Here is a 19,894-nt window from a genome sequence, read left to right on the forward strand (position 1 = left end):
CATCAGGCGACCCCCTGCCTGGGCCGCTTCCAGGATTGGTTCGATGAAACTAACCCGCTCGCTGCTCGCCTGCGCCGCCGCTTGCGCGCTGCTGACCGCCGTTCCCGCCGCCCTGGCTCAGACCAAGAGCGGCGTCGACCTGGCCTCGATCGACAAGACGATCAAGCCGGGCGACGACTTCTGGACCTACGCCAACAACGCATGGATCAAGGCCCACCCGATCCCCCCGGACCGAAGCCGCTATGGCATCGGCGCAGTGATGACCGAAGAAGCCAGCAAGCGCACCGTCGACCTGATCCAGGACGCCGCCAAGGGGGGCGCCGGCGACGGCAAGAAGGTCGGCGACTACTACGCCAGCTATATGGACGAGGCGGCCATCGAGGCGAAGGGCCTGACGCCGCTGAAGGCCGACCTAGCCCGCATCGCCGCCATCAAGGACAAGAAGCAGCTGGCGACCGTGCTGGGCGGCAACATCCGCGCCGACGTCGACGCCCTGAACGCCACCGACTTCTACACCGACAACGTGCTGGGCCTGTGGGTCTCGCCGTCGTTCGACGACACCAGCAAGTACGCGCCGTTCCTGCTGCAGGGCGGCCTGGGCATGCCCGACCGCGAATACTACGTCTCGGACAAGGCCTCGATGGTCGAGGCGCGGACCAAGTACCTGGCCCACGTCGAGAAGATTCTGGCCCTGGGCGGCGTGGCCGACCCGGCCGTCAAGGCCAAGGCGATCGTGGCGCTGGAGACTGAGTTAGCCCAGGTCTCGGGAACCCGGGCCGACAGCGCCGACGTGCAGAAGGCCAACAACAGCTGGACCCCGGCCGACTTCGTGGCCAAGGCGCCCGGCCTGGACTGGGCCGCCTTCTTCGCCGCCGCCAAGCTGTCGAGCCAGCCGCGCTTCATCGTCTGGCACCCGACCATGGTCACCGGCCTTGGCAAGGCGGTGGCCGGCGTCTTGCTGGACACCTGGAAGGACTATCTGACCTTCCACCTGCTGGACCACTACAGCAACGTGATGTCCAAGGCGTTCGTCGACGAGCGTTTCGCCTTCTACGGCCAGGCGCTGCAGGGCACGCCGGCCCTGTCGCCGCGCTGGAAGCGAGCCGTGGGTTCGACCAATGCCGTGCTGGGCGAGGCGGTCGGCAAGCTCTACGCCGACAAGTACTTCTCGGCCGAGGCCAAGGCCCAGGTCACGGCCATGGTCGACAACATGAAGGTCGCTTTCGAGAAGCGCATCGACGGCCTGGACTGGATGGCCCCGACCACCAAGGCCGAGGCCCGCAAGAAGGTGGTGGTGCTGAAGGTCGGCGTCGGCTATCCCGACCAGTGGCGCGACTATTCGGGCTATGCGGTGGTGCGCGGCGACGCCTTGGGCAACGTGCAGCGGTCGGAAGCGTTCGACTACGCCACAGCCCTCGCCAAGCTGGGCAAGCCGGTCGATCGCGGCGAATGGGTGATGACGCCGCAGACGGTCAACGCCGTGAACCTGCCGATGCTGAACGCCCTGAACTTCCCGGCCGCCATCCTGGCGCCGCCGAACTTCGACCTGCACAACGACGCGGCCGCCAACTACGGCGCGACCGGCGCCACGATCGGCCACGAGATCAGCCACAGCTTCGACGACCAGGGCGCGCAGTTCGACAGCGAAGGTCGTCTGCGCAACTGGTGGACCCCGGCCGACTTCGACCACTTCCAGAAGGCGGGTGCGTCGCTCGCCGATCAGTTCGATACCTACAAGCCGTTCCCTGATCTGGCGGTGAACGGCAAGCAGACGCTGAGCGAGAATATCGCCGACGTCGCCGGTCTCGGCGCGGCGCTGGACGCCTACCACGCCTCGCTGGGCGGCAAGCCCGCGCCGGTGATCGATGGCATGACCGGCGACCAGCGGTTCTTCCTGGCCTACGCCCAGAGCTGGCTGGGCTATTCGCGCCCGGCGGCTCTGCGTCAGCAGCTGATCACCGACGGCCACGCGCCTGACCAGTATCGCGCCTTCACGGTCCGGAACCTCGACGACTGGTACTCGGCCTTCAACGTGGAGCCGGGAGACTCCATGTACCTGGCGCCCGAGAAGCGGGTGAAGGTGTGGTGATGGTTGTCTCCTCCCCCGCAGATGCGGGGGAGGTGGCCCAGAGGGCCGGAGGGGGCCATCTCGGCCCGCGTCCAGCTAGCCCCCTCAGTCGCTCCGCGACAGCTCCCCCGCATCGCGGGGGAGCAGAGTCACTCTAGACTTTGACTCGCGAAGGAGGCATAAGCGCCCCCTCGCGAAAGCTGGAACATCGTGCGCGGCGTTGCGTGTCGCCGCACGGAAGCCTATTTTGCGTTTGCTAATCGGCAGCCCGAGGAACTCATGGCCCGCGTCACCGTCGAAGATTGCGTCGAGAAGGTTCCGAACCGTTTCTCGCTGGTCCTGCTGTCGGCGCATCGCGCTCGCGGCATCTCAGCCGGTGCGGCCCTGATGGTCGATCGCGACAACGACAAGAACCCCGTCGTCGCCCTGCGTGAGATCGCCGACGACGTGATCGACCACGAGGCCCTGAAGGAACACCTCATCAGCACGCTGCAGCGCGTCGATGAGCACACCGAAGCCGAGGAAGAGGCCGAGACCCTGGCCCTGCTGGCTGATCCGAGCCACATGCAGATGAGCGAACTGGAACTGGTTCGCGCGCTGCAGAGCGACCGCGATGGTGGTCAGGAGGAGCGGTACTGAGCCCCGAAGGCGCAGACCCTCTGATCCTAGAAGCGGCTCCAAACACCGCTACGCCTGAACGCGCGCCCGATGTCGAATCGGGCGCGTCTTCGTCTCCGGCTCCCGCCGTCGAGACTCCCGCGGTCAAACCGCGCAAGTTTCTCCGCCAATACGAACTGATCGAACGGGTTCACGCCTACGACCCGACCGCCGACGAGGCGCTGCTGAACCGCGCCTATGTCTACGCCATGCGGATGCACGGCAGCCAGACGCGCGCCAGCGGCGACCCCTACTACGCCCACCCGATCGAGGTGGCGGGCATCCTCACCGAGTATCGGCTGGACACCGCGACCATCGTCACGGCCCTGCTGCACGACGTGATCGAGGACACCCCGGTCACCAAGGAAGAGATCGCCAAGCTGTTTGGCGACGAGATCGGCGAGTTAGTCGAAGGCGTCACCAAACTCAGCAAGCTCGAGCTGCAGGCCGAGCACATGCGCCAGGCCGAGAACCTGCGCAAATTCATCCTGGCCATCTCCAAGGACGTCCGCGTCCTGCTCGTGAAGCTGGCCGACCGTCTGCACAACATGCGGACGCTGCACTTCATCAAAAACCAGGCCAAGCGCGAGCGGATCGCCCGCGAGACGCGCGACATCTACGCGCCGCTGGCCCGCAATATCGGCTGCCACAGGATCTGCGTCGAGCTGGAGGAGCTGTCCTTCCAGCACACCAATCCCGTGGCCCGCGACGCGATCATGCGCCGTCTGGACTCGCTGCGCGAAGAGCAGGGCGGGGCGGTGGCGATGGTCAGCCAGGAGATCGCGGCCCGTCTGGAGACCTCCAACCTGCCGGCCCGGGTCTTCGGCCGCGAGAAGTCGCCCTATTCGATCTGGCGCAAGCTGCAGCGCAAATCGATCGGCTTCTCGCAGATGTCGGACATCTACGCCTTCCGCGTGATCGTCGACAGCGAAGAGGACTGCTATCGCGCCCTGGGCGTCGTGCACCGGGCCTGGTCCAGTGTCCCCGACCGCTTCAAGGATTACATCTCGACGCCGAAGCGGAACAACTACCGTTCGCTGCACACCACCGTCGTGGGGCCGCGCGGCATGCGCATCGAGATGCAGATCCGCACCGAGTCCATGGACCGCGTCAACGAAGAGGGCGTCGCCGCCCACTTCCGCTACAAGGACGCCTCCTACGGCCTGGATCTCGAAGGCATGGAGGCGGCCGGCGGCCGCGACCCGCTGGCCAACCTGCGCCAGCTGGTCCAGGTGCTGGAGCACGGCGGCGACTCCGAGGAACTGGTCGAACACGCCAAGCTCGAGATGTTCCTCGACCAGGTGTTCGTCTTCACCCCCAAGGGCAAGCTGGTCAGCCTGCCGCGGGGCGCGATGCCGCTGGACTTCGCCTATGCCGTCCACACCGATGTCGGTGACACCTGTATCGGCGTGAAGGTCAATGGCGAGCTGAAGCCGTTGCGTACGGTGCTGGTCAATGGCGACGTGGTCGAGGTGGTGCGCGGCTCCAAGCCGGTGGTGCCGCCGGACTGGCGTTCGCTGACGGTCACGGGCCGAGCGCGCTCGGCCATCCGCCGCCACATCCGCCAGGCCGAGAAGGAAGAGTTCCTGCGCCTGGGCAAGGCGCTGCTGGAGCAGGTCTTCGAACGCGCCGGCAAGAAGCTGAAGGACGTGTCGCTGCGGCCGATCCTCGAGCGCTTCGCCCTGGACGCCGACGAGGCGCTGTATGACGCCGTCGGCCGTGGTCGCATCTCGCCTAGCCAGGTGCTGGAGACCGCCTATCCGGGCATGAAGGACGCCGATCGCGAGGCCGCCACGGCGCGCCGCAAGATCGAGGGCGGCAAGGGCGCGACGCTGTATGTGCGCGGCGGCGGACTGACGCCGGGCGTGTCGCTGCACTTCGCCCACTGCTGCAGCCCCGTGCCGGGCGATCGCATCGTCGGCATCCTGCGCGAGGACGGGGAGGGGCTGGACGTCCACACGATCGACTGCCCGCGCCTGGCCGAGTTCGAGGACCGCGAGGAGCTGTGGCGCGACCTGAACTGGACGCCCGAAGCCGAGCGCCAGACGATCTCGCTGACCCGCCTGCACGCCACGATCCAGAACGCGCCCGGCGTGCTGGGCCAGGTCTGCACGATCATCGGCGAGGCCGGCGGCAACATCGTCAATCTGCGCATGCACCACCGGCAGAGCGATTTCTTCGACACCGATATCGATGTCGAGGTCCGCGACGCCAAGCACCTGACCAACATCTCGGCCGCCCTGCGGGCCTGCCCGTCGGTCGAAACGGTGGACCGGACGCGCGGCTAGGCGGTGTTCGCCTAATGGGTTCCCTGGTCCGGCGACCCTGACTTCACCATCCTGCGGTTCGCCCGGAGGGTCTTTGGCCCCTGGCTCCCCTTCGCTTCGGTGCGGACCGGCCGGCGGGTGTGGTTGCCGCCCTGCTGGACATCGTCCATGCCCAAGGCGTCACCCTCATCGGCGTAGTCGGCCATCTCGCCCGCCGCCGGCGCGGCCAGGGTGGAGTCGGCGACGTCGGGGGCCGCATAAGAGCGGGGTTCCGGTCGAACCGAGCGCTGCTCTTCCGCGGCGCGACCATTGCCGGGCGTCTGGCCGGTGACGCTGTTCTGAGCCGTCGCGTGGGACGATTGCGTATTCTGGTGGGGCATTGCTGGCCTCCTTCTCACTTCCAGTGATCAGGAAACGGGCCGGAGCCGCCGAGGCTCCTAGGGCCTCGCTTGCAACGCGGCCACGGCGTCCTGCGTCGAGGCCGTCAGCGGCGAGGGCAGGGCGTCCAATGCGAACCAGCCCCACTCGTGCAGGGCGTGATCTTCCTGGATCGACGGCTCGCCGGAGAAGGCGTCAACGGCGTAGGTGATGGCTACCCAGTGATAGTCCGGCGCGACCATGTCGGTGACCGCCAGGACGCGACCCGCCTGGATGACGATCCCGAGCTCCTCGGCGATCTCGCGCTCGGCGCAGGTCCGCGCCGCCTCGCCCCAGTCAAGCTTGCCGCCGGGCACGCCCCAGTGATCCGCCTCGGGGTTCTTGACGCGCTTGACCAGCAGCAGCCGACCCTGGTCGTCGAGAATGGCCGCGCCGCAGCCGACGCGAGGCCTTTGCGTGGTTTCGGGGATCTGTCCGGTCATGGGCGCGGTAAAGCCCGAAACGACCTTTGGAGGCAAGCCGCCGTTTGAAGACTCAGGCTCCTGCTCTATATCCAGCGCTCATGACCAACGATGACGTCCTCGACGAATTCCGCGCCGCCGGCGCCTTGCGCGAAGGCCACTTCGTGCTGTCCTCCGGCCTGCACAGCCCGGTCTTCCTGCAGAAGAACCTGGTGTTCATGCGCCCCGAGCGCTGCGAGCGGCTCTGCAAGGCCTTGGCTGAGAAGATCATCGCCCAGGTCGGTCAGGTTGACGTGGCCGTATCGCCTGCCGTCGGCGGCATCATCCCCGGCTACGAGACCGCCCGTCACCTGAACGTGCCGTCGATCTATGTCGAGCGCGAGGGCGGCGGCTTCAAGTTCCGCCGCGGCTTCCACCTGGAGCCGGGGCAGAAGGTCGTGATGGTCGAGGACATCGTCACCACCGGCCTGTCGTCGCGCGAGTGCATCGAGGCGATCAAGGCCGCCGGCGGCGACGTCGTGGCCGCGGCCTGCATCGTCGACCGCTCGGGCGGCAAGGTCGATGTCGGCGTGCCGCTGATCTCGCTGTGCAGCCTGGAAGTGCCGGCCTATCCCGCCGACGCCCTGCCGCCGGAGCTGGCCGCGATCCCGATCGAGGATCCGGGTTCTCGTCGTCTGAAAGGCTGAGCCATGCTGCGTCTGGGCGTCAACATCGACCACGTGGCGACGATCCGGAACGCGCGCGGCTCCTCCTATCCCGAGCCCGTACGTGCGGCCGAACTGGCCCTGGCCGCCGGCGCCGACGGCATCACCGCTCACCTGCGCGAGGATCGCCGCCATATCAGCGACGCTGACATCGCCGTCCTGACCGACCTCTGCCACAAGCGCGGCAAGCCGCTGAACTTCGAGATGGCCGTGACCGACGAGATGGTCGGCATCGCGCTTGGCGCCAAGCCGCACGCCGCCTGCCTGGTGCCCGAGCGCCGCGAGGAGGTCACCACCGAGGGCGGCCTCGACGTCGTGAAGGGCCATAACCGCATCACCGAAGCCACGGCGCGCCTGCGGACCGTCGGCGCCAGGGTCTCGCTGTTCATCGAGGCCGACCCCGCCCAGATCCGCGCCTCGGTCGCGGCCGGCGCCCAGGTCGTCGAGCTGCACACCGGCGCCTATTGCGACGCTGCGAGGGCGGGTGAGACCGCGCGAGCCGAAGCGATCCTGAAACGCCTGAAGGCCGGCGCGGCCTTGGCCGCCGATCTTGGCCTCGAGGTCCACGCCGGCCACGGCATCGACTACGCCACCGTCAAGCCGATCGCCGCCATTCCGCAGATCGCCGAGCTGAACATCGGCCACTTTCTGATCGGCGAGGCGATCTTCGTCGGGTTGCCTCAGGCGATCCAAAGGATGCGCGTTCTGATGGACGCGGCCAGGCTGGAGAACGCGGCGTGATCGTCGGGATCGGCTCGGACCTGTGCGACATCCGCCGGATCGAGAAGTCCCTCGAACGGTTCGGCCACCGTTTCACCAACAAGGTCTTCACCGAGATCGAGCGAAAGCGGTCCGAGCGCAAGCCAGACCGCGCGTCCAGCTACGCCAAGCGTTTCGCGGCCAAGGAGGCCTGTTCCAAGGCGCTGGGCACCGGGTTGAAGCGTGGCGTGCATCTGGCCGGCATGGGCGTGGTCAATCTGCCGTCGGGCAAGCCGACCATGGCCCTGACCGGCGGCGCGCTGGAGCGCCTCAAGGCGATGACCCCCGAAGGCATGGAGGCGGTGATCCACCTGTCCCTGACCGACGACCACCCTTACGCCCAGGCCTTCGTGATCATCGAGGCGCTGCCCGCCGCCATACCCGCCACGGACGAAAGCGGCGCCATTGTCCGGCCATGAGCGCAAGCTAGGGCCTCGCTCCGACTTGCTCCGGACCCTCGGCCCGTCTAGCAAGGCCAGACAAGGTCTCTCGACCAAGCCAATACAGAGCCCCGCGCCCGCATGACCGACGCCGCCGACGACCTCACGCCGCCCGAAGAGAAGGGCGTCGTCGCCGAGTTCATCGAGATCATCAAGACCGTCGCCTACGCCCTGGGCATCGCCCTGGTGCTGCGCGTCCTGCTGTTCCAGCCCTTCACGATCCCGTCGGCCTCGATGGAGCCGAACCTGTATCAGGGCGACTACATCATCGTGTCGAAGTTCAGCTACGGCTGGAGCCGACACTCGATCCCGTTCAGCCCGCCGATCATCAAGGGCCGGATCTTGGGTCACGCTCCCCGGCGCGGCGATATCATCGTGTTCAAGCTGCCGCGCGACAACCGCACGGACTACATCAAGCGCCTGATCGGTCTGCCCGGTGACAAGGTCCAGGTTCGCGGCGGTCAGGTCTACATCAACGGCAAGGCCTTGCCGCGCAAGGAGCAAGCTCCGGCCTTGGTCGACACCGGCTACGGCTTCACCCAGCAGGTCCAGCGCTTCCAGGAGACCAATCCGGAAGGCCGCCAGTACAACACCCAGGACTTTGGCCCCGACAGCCGCGGCGACAACACCGGCGTCTATACCGTGCCAGCCGGTTGCTACTTCTTCATGGGCGACAACCGCGACAACTCGGCCGACAGCCGCTTCGATCCGGGCGTCTCGCCGTTCCGCGAGAGCGCCTGCAAGTGGGACTACGAGCTGGACCAATATATCGGCGACGAGGTCGGCGTCGGCTTCGTGCCCGCCGAGAACCTGGTCGGCCGCGCCCAGATCATCCTGCTGTCGTGGAATGCCGAGGCCAGCCTGTTCAAGCCGTGGACGTGGTTCCTGAACGCGCGTCCCAGCCGCTTCTTCCACGTGCTGAAGTGATCCAGAGCAATGGATAGACGGGTCGCCGCCGTCGGCGACCTGGAGCGCCGGATCGGTCATCGGTTCAACGACCGCGAGCTGCTGGAACGCGCCCTGACGCACGCCAGCGTCGGGGACGGGGCCAAGAAGGTCCGCGACAACGAGGTGCTGGAGTTCATCGGCGACCGCGTCCTCGGCCTGCTGGCCGCCGAGGCCCTGGCCCAGCGGTTCCCCAAGGCCAAGGAAGGCGAGCTTGCGCCGCGCCTCAACGCCCTGGTCAGCCGCGAGACCTGCGCCCGTGTCGCCAAGGCGGCCGAGCTGGGCCCGGCCCTGCGCCTCTCGGCCTCGTCCAGCAAGATCGGCGGCCGCGAAACGGAATCGATCCTGGCCGGCGCCACCGAGGCCCTGATGGCCGCGCTCTATCACGATGGCGGCCTCGACACGGCGCGTCGCGTGTTTCTCGCGCTATGGGCCGACGAGTTCGAAAAGGCGGGCGAGGGGCGTCCGCGCGATTCCAAGACCGCGCTGCAGGAATGGGCGCAGGGCCAGGGCCGGCCGCTGCCGACCTATCGCGTGCTCGACCGCGCCGGCCCCGACCACGCGCCGGTCTTCACCGTCGAGGTGGCCGTGAAGGGCGTCGACCCCGCCATCGCCAAGGGCAAGTCCCGCCAGGAGGCCGAGAAGGCCGCCGCCAAGGCGTTGCTGGAGCGCGAAGGGGCGGAGTAGGGCCCTAAGCCTGAGAGGCGGGCTTTACGGCGACGAAAAGGTCCTGCCCCCCCGAATAGGCCGTCGGCGGCAACCAGCCGCCGTAGCGCACGCCGTCGGGCAGCTGCAGGCCGGCGGTGCTCACCGCCGCCTCCAAGGCCTCGAGGCGGTGTGCGATCGCCCGTTCCGGGGATTTGGGATCGATCACCATCGATCCGCCCTGCCAGGGCTTGAAGTCCAGGGCCGCTCGACCCGCCTGGATGTCGGTCACGCGTTCGTCGGTGAGGGCGAAGGCGGTGAACATGAACCGGCCGCCTGGCTTCAACACCCGGTGCGTCTCCGCCAGATAGTGCCCGATCGAGTCCAGCGTCATGTGGCTGAACACCGAAGTGGCCAAGGCGACGTCGATCTGGTTGTCCGCGACGGGAAACGAGAGCTCGGTCTCCTCGATGGCGCCGGACGAGCGGTACTCGCGATTACGGACATCGACGTGGACGAACCTGAAGTCAGCGCGCTTGGAGCCGATATGACGGTTGCAGGTTTCGATCGCCGATCGTGAAATGTCGAAACCGACGTAACCGGCGTCCGGATCGAGAAAGTCCACCAGCGGCGCCGCCATGCGGCCGGTGCCGCAGCCGATGTCCAGAATGCTGCTCGACGTCGTCAATCCCGCGTACGTCTTCAAGAGGTCGAGGTTATGTCGGCCCGCGGTCGCGAAATCGCCGCCGCCGACATTGTGGATCATCTGCCACGGATCCTGCCGGCGATCGGGGTTGGTGATGCGCGCTGGAAGGCTGACCAGATCGAGATAGGCTCCCGAGGCGGCGCGTCGAACGGCGGGGGGAAGCAGGCTGGCCGCTCGCCGGAAAATAATGGGCGCCATGGAACTCTACGCTACACGGGAGCGCCTCATGCACTCCACCTTTCGTTGAAATCTATAGGTATGGTCGAGCCTCGGAGCAATCGCGTCCTGTCTCCATGCCGCCCGCGCTGCGCCTCGCTACCCCCGAACCCCCATCGGTGCTACACGCACGCGCAATGACTGACACCACCTCCCAAACTCGCGCCGGTTTCGCGGCGATCATCGGCGCGCCGAACGCCGGCAAATCCACCCTGGTCAACCGCATGGTCGGGGCCAAGGTCTCGATCGTGACCCAGAAGGTCCAGACCACCCGCTTTCCCGTGCGCGGCGTCGCCATGGAGGGCGACACTCAGATCGTGCTCGTCGACACGCCCGGGATCTTCAGCCCGCGCCGCCGCCTGGACCGCGCCATGGTCCGCGCGGCCTGGGCCGGTTCCGAAGACGCCGAGGCCACCGTCCACCTGGTCGACGTCCAGGCCGAGCTGGCCAGCCGCGCCGACAAGGCCACGCCCGGCGAGTACCGCTCGGCCCAGGACGTTCAAACCATCATCGAGGGCCTGAAGGCCGCCAATCGCCAGGTCATCCTGGCGCTGAACAAGATCGACGGCGTCAAGCGTGACACCCTGCTGTCGGTCGCCAAGGACTTCTTCGACACCGGCGCCTATACGGACGTCTTCATGATCAGCGCCTCGACCGGCGCGGGCGTCGAGGACCTGACCGCCAAGCTGGTCTCGATGATGCCGGAAGGGCCCTGGCTCTATCCGGAAGACCAGACCGCCGACCTGCCGGCCCGCCTGCTCGCCGCCGAAATCACCCGCGAGAAGGTCTATCTGCGCGTCCACGAAGAGCTGCCCTACGCCGCCATGGTCGAGACCACGGCCTTCGAGGAGCGCAAGGACGGCAGCGTTCGGATTGAGCAGACCATCCTGGTCGAGCGCGAAGGCCAGCGCATCATCGTGATCGGCAAGGGCGGCCAGACCTTGAAATGGATCGGCCAAGCCTCACGTGAGGAGCTGTGCGAGATCCTCGATCGTAAGGTCCACCTGTTCCTTCACGTGAAGGTCAAGGAGAACTGGGCCGAAGAGCGGGGTCTCTTCTCCGATATCGGATTGGATTTCGATGTTTGATGCTCCTGCGGCCGTCGTTGATCTGGACGCCTACTTCAAGCGCATCGGCTACGACGGCCCTCGGGACCCCACGATGGCGACTCTGCGCGCCATCGCTCAGAAGCATCCGGACGCCATTCCGTTCGAGAACCTGGACGTCCTGCTCGGCCGTGGGATCAGCCTCGCGCCGTCCGACATCGACGCCAAGCTGATCGGCGCCGGGCGGGGCGGCTACTGCTACGAACAGAACGGCCTGCTGAAGCGCGTGCTGCAAACCTTGGGCTTCCAGGTCGAGGGCCTGATGGCCCGTGTTCAATGGATGGTCCCCGAAGGCGCCCCGCCGCGTCCGCGCTCGCATCAGGTGTTGGGCGTGCAGCTGGACGGCGAGACCTGGTTGGTCGACGCCGGCTTCGGCGGCTGCGTGCTGACAGCCCCGCTGCGCCTGTTCTCCGATGCGGTTCAGGACACGCCGAACGGCAAGTTCCGCATCGTGGACACGGAGACGAACGGTGTGGCCGAGCGCCAGGTCCAGGCCGATCTCTCGGGCCGCTGGGCGCCGCTGTACCAGGTCTCGAAGGGCGGCTGGGCCGAGATCGACTACGAGCAGGCCAACTACTTCACCTACACCCACCCCAGCTCGCACTTCACCTGGAGCATGACGGTGGGGCGCACGACGCCGACCGCGCGCTACGCCCTGAAGAACAACCGCTTCACCCACCGCGACCTCACCGGCGCGGTGGTCGAGCTACGCGACCTGTCGGTGAGCGAGCTGGAAGCGACCCTGCGCGACGTGATCGGCCTGCCGGTCGAAGCCGACTGGAAGCCCGTGCTGGAGAAGGTCGTGGCCTGGGGTACGCCCGCTTGAGCATGGAGTGGGAGGACGAAGCCTACGTCCTCTCGGCCCGCTCGCATGGCGAGACGGGCGCGATCGTCGAGCTGTTGACCCAGGATCGCGGCAAGTTCGTCGCTCACGTGGCCGGCGCGGCCTCGCGGCGGATGAAGCCTTTCCTGCAACCGGGCGCGCGGGTCATCGCCCGTTATCGCGCCCGGGTCTCCGAGCAGATGGGCGCGGCCACCCTGGAGCCGATGGGCGAGGGGCCTTCGTCGCTGTTCGACGACCGCTTGGCGCTGGCCGGCCTGTCGGCCGCCGCCGCCGTGGCGGCCGCGGCTCTGCCGGAGCGCGAAGCCCATCCTGGCGCCTTCCACGCTCTGGAGGCCTTGATCCGGGTTCTGGAGATTCCCGACATCTGGCCGGCCGTCTATGTTCGCTACGAGGCGGGCCTGTTGCAGGAGCTGGGCTTTGGTCTGGACCTCTCCAAATGCGCGGCCACGGGGAGCTTCGACGACCTCGTCTATGTCAGTCCGCGCACGGGCCGGGCCGTGAGCCGCGACGCTGGGCGGCCGTATCACGACAAGCTGCTGCCGCTGCCGCCGTTCATGCTGTCCTCGCAAGGCGGCTTGGCCGACGGCGACGTGAAGGCGGGGCTCGACATCACCGGTCACTTCCTCGAGCAGTTCGTGTTCGGCCCGCTGAACAAGCCGTTGCCGCCGGCGCGGATCTGGCTGCTGGATCGCCTGACCGAAGCCGGGCGGCTTTAAGAACCGTCACAAAGCCGAGCTATCGGCGGACTCCCGTTCCGCCGGAGTTCAGCCATGTCCGTCCTCGACCGTTACGCCTTCAGCCGCCGCCGGCTGCTGACCGTCTTCGGCGCCTCCGCCGTCACCGCGCTGTCGATCCCGCTGGACAGCGGCAAGGCCCTGGCCCAGGCGGTGTTCAGGACCTATCCCTTCCAGCTGGGCGTGGCCTCGGGCGATCCATCGCCGGACGGCTTCGTGATCTGGACCCGCCTGGCCCCCGAGCCGTTCGAGATTGGCTACGGCATGCCGATGGCCCCGGTGGCGGTCGATTGGGAAGTCTCCGACGCTCCCAACATKCGCAACATCGTCGCCAAGGGGACGACGATTGCGCCGCCGGAGCTGGGTCACGCCGTCCATGTGGAGGTCGCCGGCCTACAGCCCGGCCGCGACTACTGGTATCGCTTCACCGTCGGCAAGGAGCGCAGCCTGACTGGGCGAGCTCGCACGACGCCCGCTTTGGGCGCGACCTTGGATCGCGTCCGGTTCGCCGTCGCCGGCTGCCAGAGCTACGAAGGCGGCTACTACACGGCCTATCGCCGGCTGGCCGAAGACAATCCGGACTTCGTGTTCTGCTACGGCGACTACATCTACGAAGGCCGCGGCGCGCGGGTCTCGAACACGTCCAGCGGCCCAGTGGAGAACGTCCGCCAGCACTTCGGCGGCGAGATCTACAGCCTCGATGACTACCGTCGCCGCTACGCCCAGTACAAGATGGACGCCGACCTGCAGGCCGCCCACGCCGCCGCGCCCTGGTTCGTGGTCTGGGACGACCACGAGACCGACAACAACTGGGTCGGCGACATCGATCAGGACGGCACTGACCCGAAGATCTTCAACCTGCGCCGCCAGGCCGCCGTCCAGGCCTATTACGAGAACATGCCGCTGCGGGCGTCGAGCTTCCCGGTCGGGACTAGCTTGCAGATCTATCGCCGCGCGGCCTACGGCCAGCTCCTGAATCTCAACCTGCTGGACACCCGCCAGTTCCGCACGGACCAGCCGTGCAACGACAAGCAGACCTGGTGCGACGCCGTCGTCTCGCCCAAGGCCGAGGTGGTCGGCCAGGTCCAGGAAAAGTGGCTGATGGACGGCCTGACCGGATCCAAGGCGACCTGGAACGTCATCGCCCAGCAGGTCATGATGATGGACCTGGACCGTGATCCGGGCCCCGGCGTGGTGGTCAATCCGGACAGCTGGGCCGGCTACCGCATCCCGCGCGGCCGTCTCCTCCAGAAGATCAAGGACGCCAAGGTCGGCAACGTCGTCGTCCTGACCGGCGACGAGCACCAGAACTTCGCCGGCGAGCTCTATGTCGACGGCGCCAAGCACGAGGGCGCGCCGATCGCCTCGGAGTTCGTGATCACCTCGATCACCTCGGGCGGCGACGGCGTCGACCAGCGCGACGACTTCAAGAAGATCCAGGCGGCCAATCCGATCCTGAAGTTCAACAACAACCAGCGCGGCTATGCGATCTGCGACGTGACGCCCAAGACCTTCGTCACCGAGTTCAAGGTGCTGGACGCGGTCACCCGGCGCGACGGCAAGCTGTCGACCCGCGCGAAATGGGCGCTGGAGGCCGGAAAACCGGGGATCGTTCAGGCCTAACCGGTCGAATCGTCGGGGGGATTTCTGCTAGGGTCGTGACCCGGAGTACGAATCCCCTCGATGAACAAGCCTGTCCTTCCTCCCGGCGGTCCCGACGACGGCGATCGCATCCTCGACGAACCGCTGACGGAAGCCCTGTCGCGGCGGTACCTGGCCTATGCGCTCTCGACCATCGGCTCGCGGGCGCTGCCCGACGTGCGCGACGGCCTGAAGCCCGTGCACCGTCGCGTGCTGTACGCGATGAGCAACATGCGCCTGAACCCCGACTCCGCGGCGCGCAAATGCGCCAAGGTGGTCGGCGAGGTGATGGGTAACTTCCACCCGCACGGCGACCAGTCGATCTACGACGCCCTGGTCCGCCTGGCCCAGGAATTCTCGCAGCGCATCCCGCTGGTCGAGGGGCAGGGCAACTTCGGCAATATCGACGGCGATAGCGCCGCGGCCATGCGCTACACCGAGTGCAAGATGACGGAAGCGGCGACGCTTCTGCTGGACGGCATCGACGAGGACGCGGTCGATTTCAAGCCGACCTATGACGGCCAGGACGAGGAGCCGTTGGTCCTGCCGTCGGGCTTCCCGAACCTGCTGGCCAATGGCTCGTCGGGCATCGCGGTCGGCATGGCCACCTCGATCCCGCCGCACAACGCCGCCGAGCTGATCGACGCCTGCCATCTGCTGCTGGCCAATCCTGATACGACGACCGAAGAGATCCTGGAAAAGGTCCCGGGCCCGGACTTCCCGACCGGCGGCGTGATCGTCGAGTCGCGCGCCTCGCTGCTGGAGACCTACGAGACCGGTCGCGGCGGCGTGCGGATTCGCGCCAAGTGGGAGAAGGAGGACACCGGTCGCGGCACCTACCAGATCGTGGTCACCGAGATCCCGTACCAGGTCAAGAAGTCGGACCTGGTCGAGCAGCTGGCCGACCTGATCGACAGCAAGAGGGCCGCGCTGCTGGGCGACGTCCGCGACGAGAGCGCCGAGGACATCCGCCTGGTCCTCGAGCCGAAGTCCAAGAACGTCGAGCCCGAAGTGCTGATGGAGAGCCTGTTCAAGCTCTCGGCGCTGGAAAGCCGCTTCCCGGTCAACATCAACGTGCTGGACGCGCGCGGCACGCCAGGCGTCATGGGCATCAAGCAGGCCCTGATGGCCTTCCTGGCCCACCGCCGCGAAGTGCTGACCCGCCGGGCCCGTCACCGCCTGGCGAAGATCGAAGCCCGTCTGCATATCCTGGACGGCCTGCTGGTCGCCTATCTGAACCTCGACGAGGTCATTCGGATCGTCCGCTATGAGGACAAGCCGAAGGAAAAGCTGATCGAGGCCTTTGCCCTTTCGGAGATCCAGGCCGACGCCATCCTCAACACCCGGCTGCGCCAACTGGCCAAGCTGGAAGAGATGGAGATCCGCCGCGAGCACGCCGAACTGGTGGAAGAGCGCGACGGCATCCTGGCCATGCTGGCCAGCGACGCCAAGCAGTGGAAGCTGGTCGGTGTGGGTCTGTCGGAGGTCCGAGCCTCGCTGCTGAAGATCAAGCATCCGCTGGACAAGGCTCGTCCGACGGGCGTGAAGGGGCGCTCGATCTTCGAAGACGCCCCGGTCGTCGACGCCGACGCGGCGATCGAAGCGCTGATCGTCCGCGAGCCGATCACCATCATCCTGTCCGAGCGCGGGTGGATCCGCGCCGCCAAGGGCAAGGTGGAAGATCCGTCCGAGCTGAAGTTCAAGGAAGGCGACAAGCTGGGCTTCCTGGTGCCGGCTGAGACCACCGACAAGCTGCTGATCTTCTCCAGCGACGGCCGCTTCTTCACGCTGGGCTGCGACAAGCTTCCCAGCGCGCGCGGCCATGGCGAGCCGGTGCGGATGATGATCGAGCTGGACGACAAGGTGAAGATTATCGACGTCTTCCCGTTCAAGGCCGGCCGCAAACGCATTCTGGCCTCGAAACTGGGTTATGGCTTCCTGATGCCCGAGGAAGAAGCCCTGGCCAACCGCAAGGCCGGCAAGCAGGTCCTGAACGTCGACGCCGCTGGCGCGGCCTTCTGCCTGGAGGCCGTCGGCGACCAGTTCGCAGTGGTCGGCGACAACGGCAAGATCCTGATCTTCCCGCTGGAAGAGCTGCCGGAGATGCCGCGCGGCAAGGGCGTCAAGCTGCAGGCCTACCGCGAAGGCGGCCTGCGCGATGGCCTGTCGTTCAACGCCGAGGCCGGAGCCTTCTGGATCGACACCGCCGGCCGCCGCCGCGAGTGGGCCGAGTGGAAGGAATGGGCCGGCCGTCGGGCCGGGGCCGGCAAGCTGGCGCCCAAGGGCTTCCCGACCAGCAAGCGGTTCAAACCGAAATGAGGACGGGACGGCTGCGTCGCCGCGCGCTGAGCCTGCTGGCCTGCGTCTTTGGCTTCGCGGCCGTCGCCGCCACGCCCGTTCTGGCCCTGCCCAGGGCCAAGCCCGAGGACGCCGGCGTCAGCGCCGAGCGCCTGAAACGGCTGGACGAGCATATGCAGGTGATGGTCGACCACGGCCAGATCGCCGGCGGTGTGACCCTGCTGGCCCGGCACGGCCGGATCGTGCACGCCAAGGCCTTTGGCCATCGCGCCCTCGGCGCCGAGCCGATGCCGTTCGACGCCATCTTCCGCATCCGGTCCGAGACCAAGCCGGTCACCGGTGTGGCCATGATGATCCTCTACGAGCAGGGTCTCTGGCAGCTGGACGATCCGATCAGCAAGTACGTACCCGAGTTCGCTGATCTGCGCATCGCCGCTGGCGTCGACGCGGCCGGCCAGCCGATTCTGGCCCCGATCTCGCGCCAGCCGACCATGCGCGAGCTGATGACCCATACCGCCGGCTTCGCCTATGGCCTGGCCGATGACCCTAACAGCCCGGCCGACCAAGCCTATTACCGGGCCGGCGTACTGCAGTCGGCGTCGCTGAACGACTTGGTGCAGAAGGTTTCCGGCCTGCCGTTGTTCTCCGAGCCGGGGCAGCTGTGGCGCTACAGCGTCGCCGCCGACATCCAGGGCTATATCGTCGAGAAACTATCGGGCGAGAGCCTGCCGGTGTTCATGGAAGAGCACATCTTTGCGCCGCTCGGCATGAAGGACACCGCCTTTTACGTGCCCGAACAGAAGCTGGGACGGCTGGCGGCGCTTTACGACGCCGATCCGCTGACCGGCAAGCTGGTCCCAGCCGTCGAGGGGGCGTGGCGCGATGTCAGCAAGCTTCCGGCCGCGCCCTCGGGCGGCGGCGGGCTGGTCTCGACCGCCGGCGACTTCGCCCGCTTCGCCCAGATGATCCTGAACAAGGGCGAGCTTTCCGGCATACGGATCCTCAGGCCTGAGTCCGTGGCCTTGATGACCCAGAACCATTTGCCATCCGGCTTCGTGGTCACCACCAACGGCACGGCGGGCGTGCTGAAGCCGGGACCCAAGCCATTCCCGTTCGCCGCCGGCATGGGTTATGGCCTMGACATGGCCGTAGCCGTCGACCCGGCCGCCTCGGGCGCGCCGGTGGGACCCGGCACGGTCAGTTGGGGCGGCAGCGCCGGCACCTGGTTCTGGATCGACCCGGTCAATGACCTGTTCTTCGTCGGCATGATCCAGCGCCTGGGTGGGGTCGGTTCGGGTCTGGACGCCCAGTCGCGCACTCTGGTCTACCAGGCTCTGGAGCGTCCGCCGCTGGTGGTCCCGGGTCAGCAGCCGGCTAAGCCGCCCATCAAGACGGCGGCGCGTTAAAGCGCCAAGAAAAAGCTCCCCCCGCGTTGGCGAGGGGAGCTCCGTCACGATCCTAGAAGGGCTGAAGTTCTAGGCCGCGAACAGGATGTCGGCTGCGTCGGTTCCCTTGCCGACCGTCACGCCGGTGACGCCGGCCAGCTTGATCAGGCCGTCGCCAACGTCGACGCCGGCCGTGGCGTTCTGGTGGAAGACGTAGGTGTCGCCATTCCACTCGAAGACCGTGTTGCTATTGGCGGCGGTCAGGCCGGCATAGGCTGTCAGGGCGTCGTCGAACGTGGCTGTGGCGATGAAGACGATCTGCTTCTTCTCACCTGGTCCGACCACGCCGGCGAAGCCCAACTGGTCGAAACCCTTCTGGAAATCCTCGATCAAGGCGATGTTCGTCGCTTTGCCGCTGGTCAGATGCAGGTCGGCGAAAGAACCGATGTCGATCTTGTCGTGGCCAGCGCCGGTGATGACACGCCCGTCCAGCTTCTCGAGGAAGATGACGTCATTGCCGGTTCCAGTGTCGATGAGGCCACGCATGACGCCATTGTCGACGACGACGATGTCGTTGCCGGCGGCGGTGCGGATATGACGATTGGCGTCGAGACCGCCCTGGTCGCCAATCGCCGGCTTGATCACGTCATTGCCGTCGCTGGCCAGGACGTGGGTGTTGTCGTCGGGCTCCTGATTGAAGGCGTCGACATTCCAATCGTGGGCGAAGCGCGCGGTCTCGCCCGGCAGGCCCGGATCGGCGGCGCCGCCCGGGGCATGGTCGCCGCCCTTGCCGTAGGTCGAGAGAAAGGCCGGCAACGCTGTCGCTTTGCCGTCCAGGCCGACGTCGGCGAGATAGGCGTGCATAGCCTCCACATAGGGGCCCTTGTCGGCTTTCACCGCCTCGGCCATCAGCCAACCGACCATGGCCGCGCGTGTGCCGATGCCGAAGGAGCCGTCGCCGCCAATCGCTTCGAAATAGGCGATGCGGGCGTAGGTTCCGCCATGACCATCCGGCACGGGCTCGTTCAGAATGGCGAGGATCTCGTCGAGCGTCTTCTCGACGCCGAATAGCTTCAGATAGGTCTTTTGGAAGGTGTTGATGGGCGAGCCGTTCTCGCCATACGCGGCGACGAAGGCGTCACGGCCTTCACCATTCTTGATCAGGTTCGTCGCGAAATTAATGTAGCGGTTCTCGAGACTGAAGCTCGCGTAATACGCGCTGTTCAGATTGTTCGGATTGCCACCCGTCGCCGAGACCAGATAGTCCAGTCCCGCGGTCCCAAGGGCGGTGTCGGTCAGGAATCCATAGGACATCACCGCCACCTCGGTGGTCGCCTTGGCGCTATCCTGGATCCAGCGCACGGCGCCGGCATAGGTCCAGAGGTCGCCGGCCAACTGGCCGCCGCGCGCGATATCGATGCCTTGCGCCATCAGGGTCAGCTGACTCCAGGCGTTGGCGGGGAGATCCGAGTTCGCCGGCAGGCGATGAACATTGCGGTAGATCGTGACCAGGTTGTCGATCGTGGCCATGACGGCGCTCTCCCGTATTTCGTAATCGCTTGTGCAGTAAGAAATATACATGAACGCTGTTCGATCAACCCGCCCATGCATGAAAAAGCTGTAACCTTCGTGGGGTCGCA

At 66.9% G+C, this 19,894-nt stretch carries 18 protein-coding genes; 14 read left to right on the forward strand and 4 right to left on the reverse strand.

Features of this window, described 5'->3' with window-relative positions:
• The first annotated feature begins 43 nt into the window (after window positions 1-43).
• The 3 genes from AC1DSO_RS00080 (at window position 44) to AC1DSO_RS00090 (ending at window position 5,013) form a co-directional block, all read left to right on the forward strand.
• Window positions 44-2,089 (forward strand): M13 family metallopeptidase, encoded by a 2,046-nt coding sequence (locus AC1DSO_RS00080; protein ID WP_477066884.1) that lies wholly within the window; start codon window positions 44-46, stop codon window positions 2,087-2,089.
• A 258-nt stretch (window positions 2,090-2,347) separates the two neighbouring features.
• Window positions 2,348-2,707, forward strand: a complete 360-nt coding sequence (gene rpoZ / locus AC1DSO_RS00085) for a DNA-directed RNA polymerase subunit omega (protein ID WP_047413437.1) — start codon at window positions 2,348-2,350, stop codon at window positions 2,705-2,707.
• Window positions 2,708-2,862: 155 nt separating this feature from the next.
• On the forward strand, window positions 2,863-5,013 hold the full coding sequence (locus AC1DSO_RS00090) for a RelA/SpoT family protein (RefSeq protein ID WP_477066973.1): 2,151 nt from the start codon (window positions 2,863-2,865) through the stop codon (window positions 5,011-5,013).
• Between the two features lie 11 nt (window positions 5,014-5,024).
• On the opposite strand, the gene AC1DSO_RS00095 is transcribed toward AC1DSO_RS00090, so the two are convergent.
• A complete protein-coding gene (locus AC1DSO_RS00095; protein ID WP_477066885.1) occupies window positions 5,025-5,372 on the reverse strand; it encodes a hypothetical protein in 348 nt (115 codons plus the stop codon).
• A gap of 57 nt (window positions 5,373-5,429) precedes the next feature.
• On the reverse strand, window positions 5,430-5,840 hold the full coding sequence (locus tag AC1DSO_RS00100) for an NUDIX hydrolase (protein WP_477066974.1): 411 nt from the start codon (window positions 5,838-5,840) through the stop codon (window positions 5,430-5,432).
• A 92-nt stretch (window positions 5,841-5,932) separates the two neighbouring features.
• Here AC1DSO_RS00100 and pyrE point away from each other — a divergent pair, with 92 nt between their 5' ends.
• The 5 genes from pyrE (at window position 5,933) to rnc (ending at window position 9,366) form a co-directional block, all read left to right on the forward strand.
• Entirely contained in the window at window positions 5,933-6,517 is a 585-nt protein-coding gene (pyrE, locus tag AC1DSO_RS00105) for an orotate phosphoribosyltransferase (RefSeq protein ID WP_056052385.1), read from the forward strand.
• A gap of 3 nt (window positions 6,518-6,520) precedes the next feature.
• Window positions 6,521-7,276 carry a pyridoxine 5'-phosphate synthase gene (locus AC1DSO_RS00110; RefSeq protein WP_477066886.1) on the forward strand — a complete coding sequence of 252 codons (756 nt, stop codon included), beginning with the start codon at window positions 6,521-6,523 and terminating at the stop codon, window positions 7,274-7,276.
• Window positions 7,273-7,713 carry a holo-ACP synthase gene (gene acpS, locus AC1DSO_RS00115; protein ID WP_477066887.1) on the forward strand — a complete coding sequence of 147 codons (441 nt, stop codon included), beginning with the start codon at window positions 7,273-7,275 and terminating at the stop codon, window positions 7,711-7,713. The genes AC1DSO_RS00110 and acpS overlap by 4 nt, the downstream gene beginning before the upstream one ends.
• A 102-nt stretch (window positions 7,714-7,815) precedes the next feature.
• Complete coding sequence (gene lepB / locus AC1DSO_RS00120; protein WP_477066888.1) at window positions 7,816-8,661, forward strand: signal peptidase I; 846 nt, start codon at window positions 7,816-7,818, stop codon at window positions 8,659-8,661.
• Between the two features lie 9 nt (window positions 8,662-8,670).
• Complete coding sequence (gene rnc / locus AC1DSO_RS00125) at window positions 8,671-9,366, forward strand: ribonuclease III (protein WP_477066889.1); 696 nt, start codon at window positions 8,671-8,673, stop codon at window positions 9,364-9,366.
• A 4-nt stretch (window positions 9,367-9,370) separates the two neighbouring features.
• Here the strand turns inward: rnc and AC1DSO_RS00130 are convergent, their stop codons facing one another.
• Window positions 9,371-10,228 carry a class I SAM-dependent methyltransferase gene (locus tag AC1DSO_RS00130; protein WP_477066890.1) on the reverse strand — a complete coding sequence of 286 codons (858 nt, stop codon included), beginning with the start codon at window positions 10,226-10,228 and terminating at the stop codon, window positions 9,371-9,373.
• A gap of 155 nt (window positions 10,229-10,383) precedes the next feature.
• Here AC1DSO_RS00130 and era point away from each other — a divergent pair, with 155 nt between their 5' ends.
• The 6 genes from era to AC1DSO_RS00160 are packed head-to-tail and all read left to right on the forward strand — an operon-like array spanning window position 10,384 to window position 18,275.
• Window positions 10,384-11,334 carry a GTPase Era gene (gene era, locus AC1DSO_RS00135; protein ID WP_477066891.1) on the forward strand — a complete coding sequence of 317 codons (951 nt, stop codon included), beginning with the start codon at window positions 10,384-10,386 and terminating at the stop codon, window positions 11,332-11,334.
• Window positions 11,327-12,178, forward strand: a complete 852-nt coding sequence (locus AC1DSO_RS00140; RefSeq protein ID WP_477066892.1) for an arylamine N-acetyltransferase family protein — start codon at window positions 11,327-11,329, stop codon at window positions 12,176-12,178. The genes era and AC1DSO_RS00140 overlap by 8 nt, the downstream gene beginning before the upstream one ends.
• 2 nt (window positions 12,179-12,180) lie before the next feature.
• Complete coding sequence (gene recO / locus AC1DSO_RS00145) at window positions 12,181-12,912, forward strand: DNA repair protein RecO (protein WP_477066975.1); 732 nt, start codon at window positions 12,181-12,183, stop codon at window positions 12,910-12,912.
• 54 nt (window positions 12,913-12,966) lie between these two features.
• Window positions 12,967-14,553 (forward strand): alkaline phosphatase D family protein, encoded by a 1,587-nt coding sequence (locus tag AC1DSO_RS00150; RefSeq protein WP_477066893.1) that lies wholly within the window; start codon window positions 12,967-12,969, stop codon window positions 14,551-14,553.
• Window positions 14,554-14,613: 60 nt separating this feature from the next.
• On the forward strand, window positions 14,614-16,890 hold the full coding sequence (parC, locus tag AC1DSO_RS00155; protein WP_477066894.1) for a DNA topoisomerase IV subunit A: 2,277 nt from the start codon (window positions 14,614-14,616) through the stop codon (window positions 16,888-16,890).
• Window positions 16,887-18,275: a serine hydrolase domain-containing protein gene (locus tag AC1DSO_RS00160; protein WP_477066895.1), complete on the forward strand. Its 1,389-nt coding sequence runs from the start codon at window positions 16,887-16,889 to the stop codon at window positions 18,273-18,275. The genes parC and AC1DSO_RS00160 overlap by 4 nt, the downstream gene beginning before the upstream one ends.
• Window positions 18,276-18,344: 69 nt before the next feature.
• Here the strand turns inward: AC1DSO_RS00160 and AC1DSO_RS00165 are convergent, their stop codons facing one another.
• The gene (locus tag AC1DSO_RS00165; protein ID WP_477066896.1) at window positions 18,345-19,784 is read right to left on the reverse strand and encodes a hypothetical protein; all 1,440 of its coding nucleotides are present in this window, start codon (window positions 19,782-19,784) and stop codon (window positions 18,345-18,347) included.
• Window positions 19,785-19,894: the final 110 nt, after the last annotated feature.

This window comes from Caulobacter sp. P4_E5 (assembly GCF_056401555.1).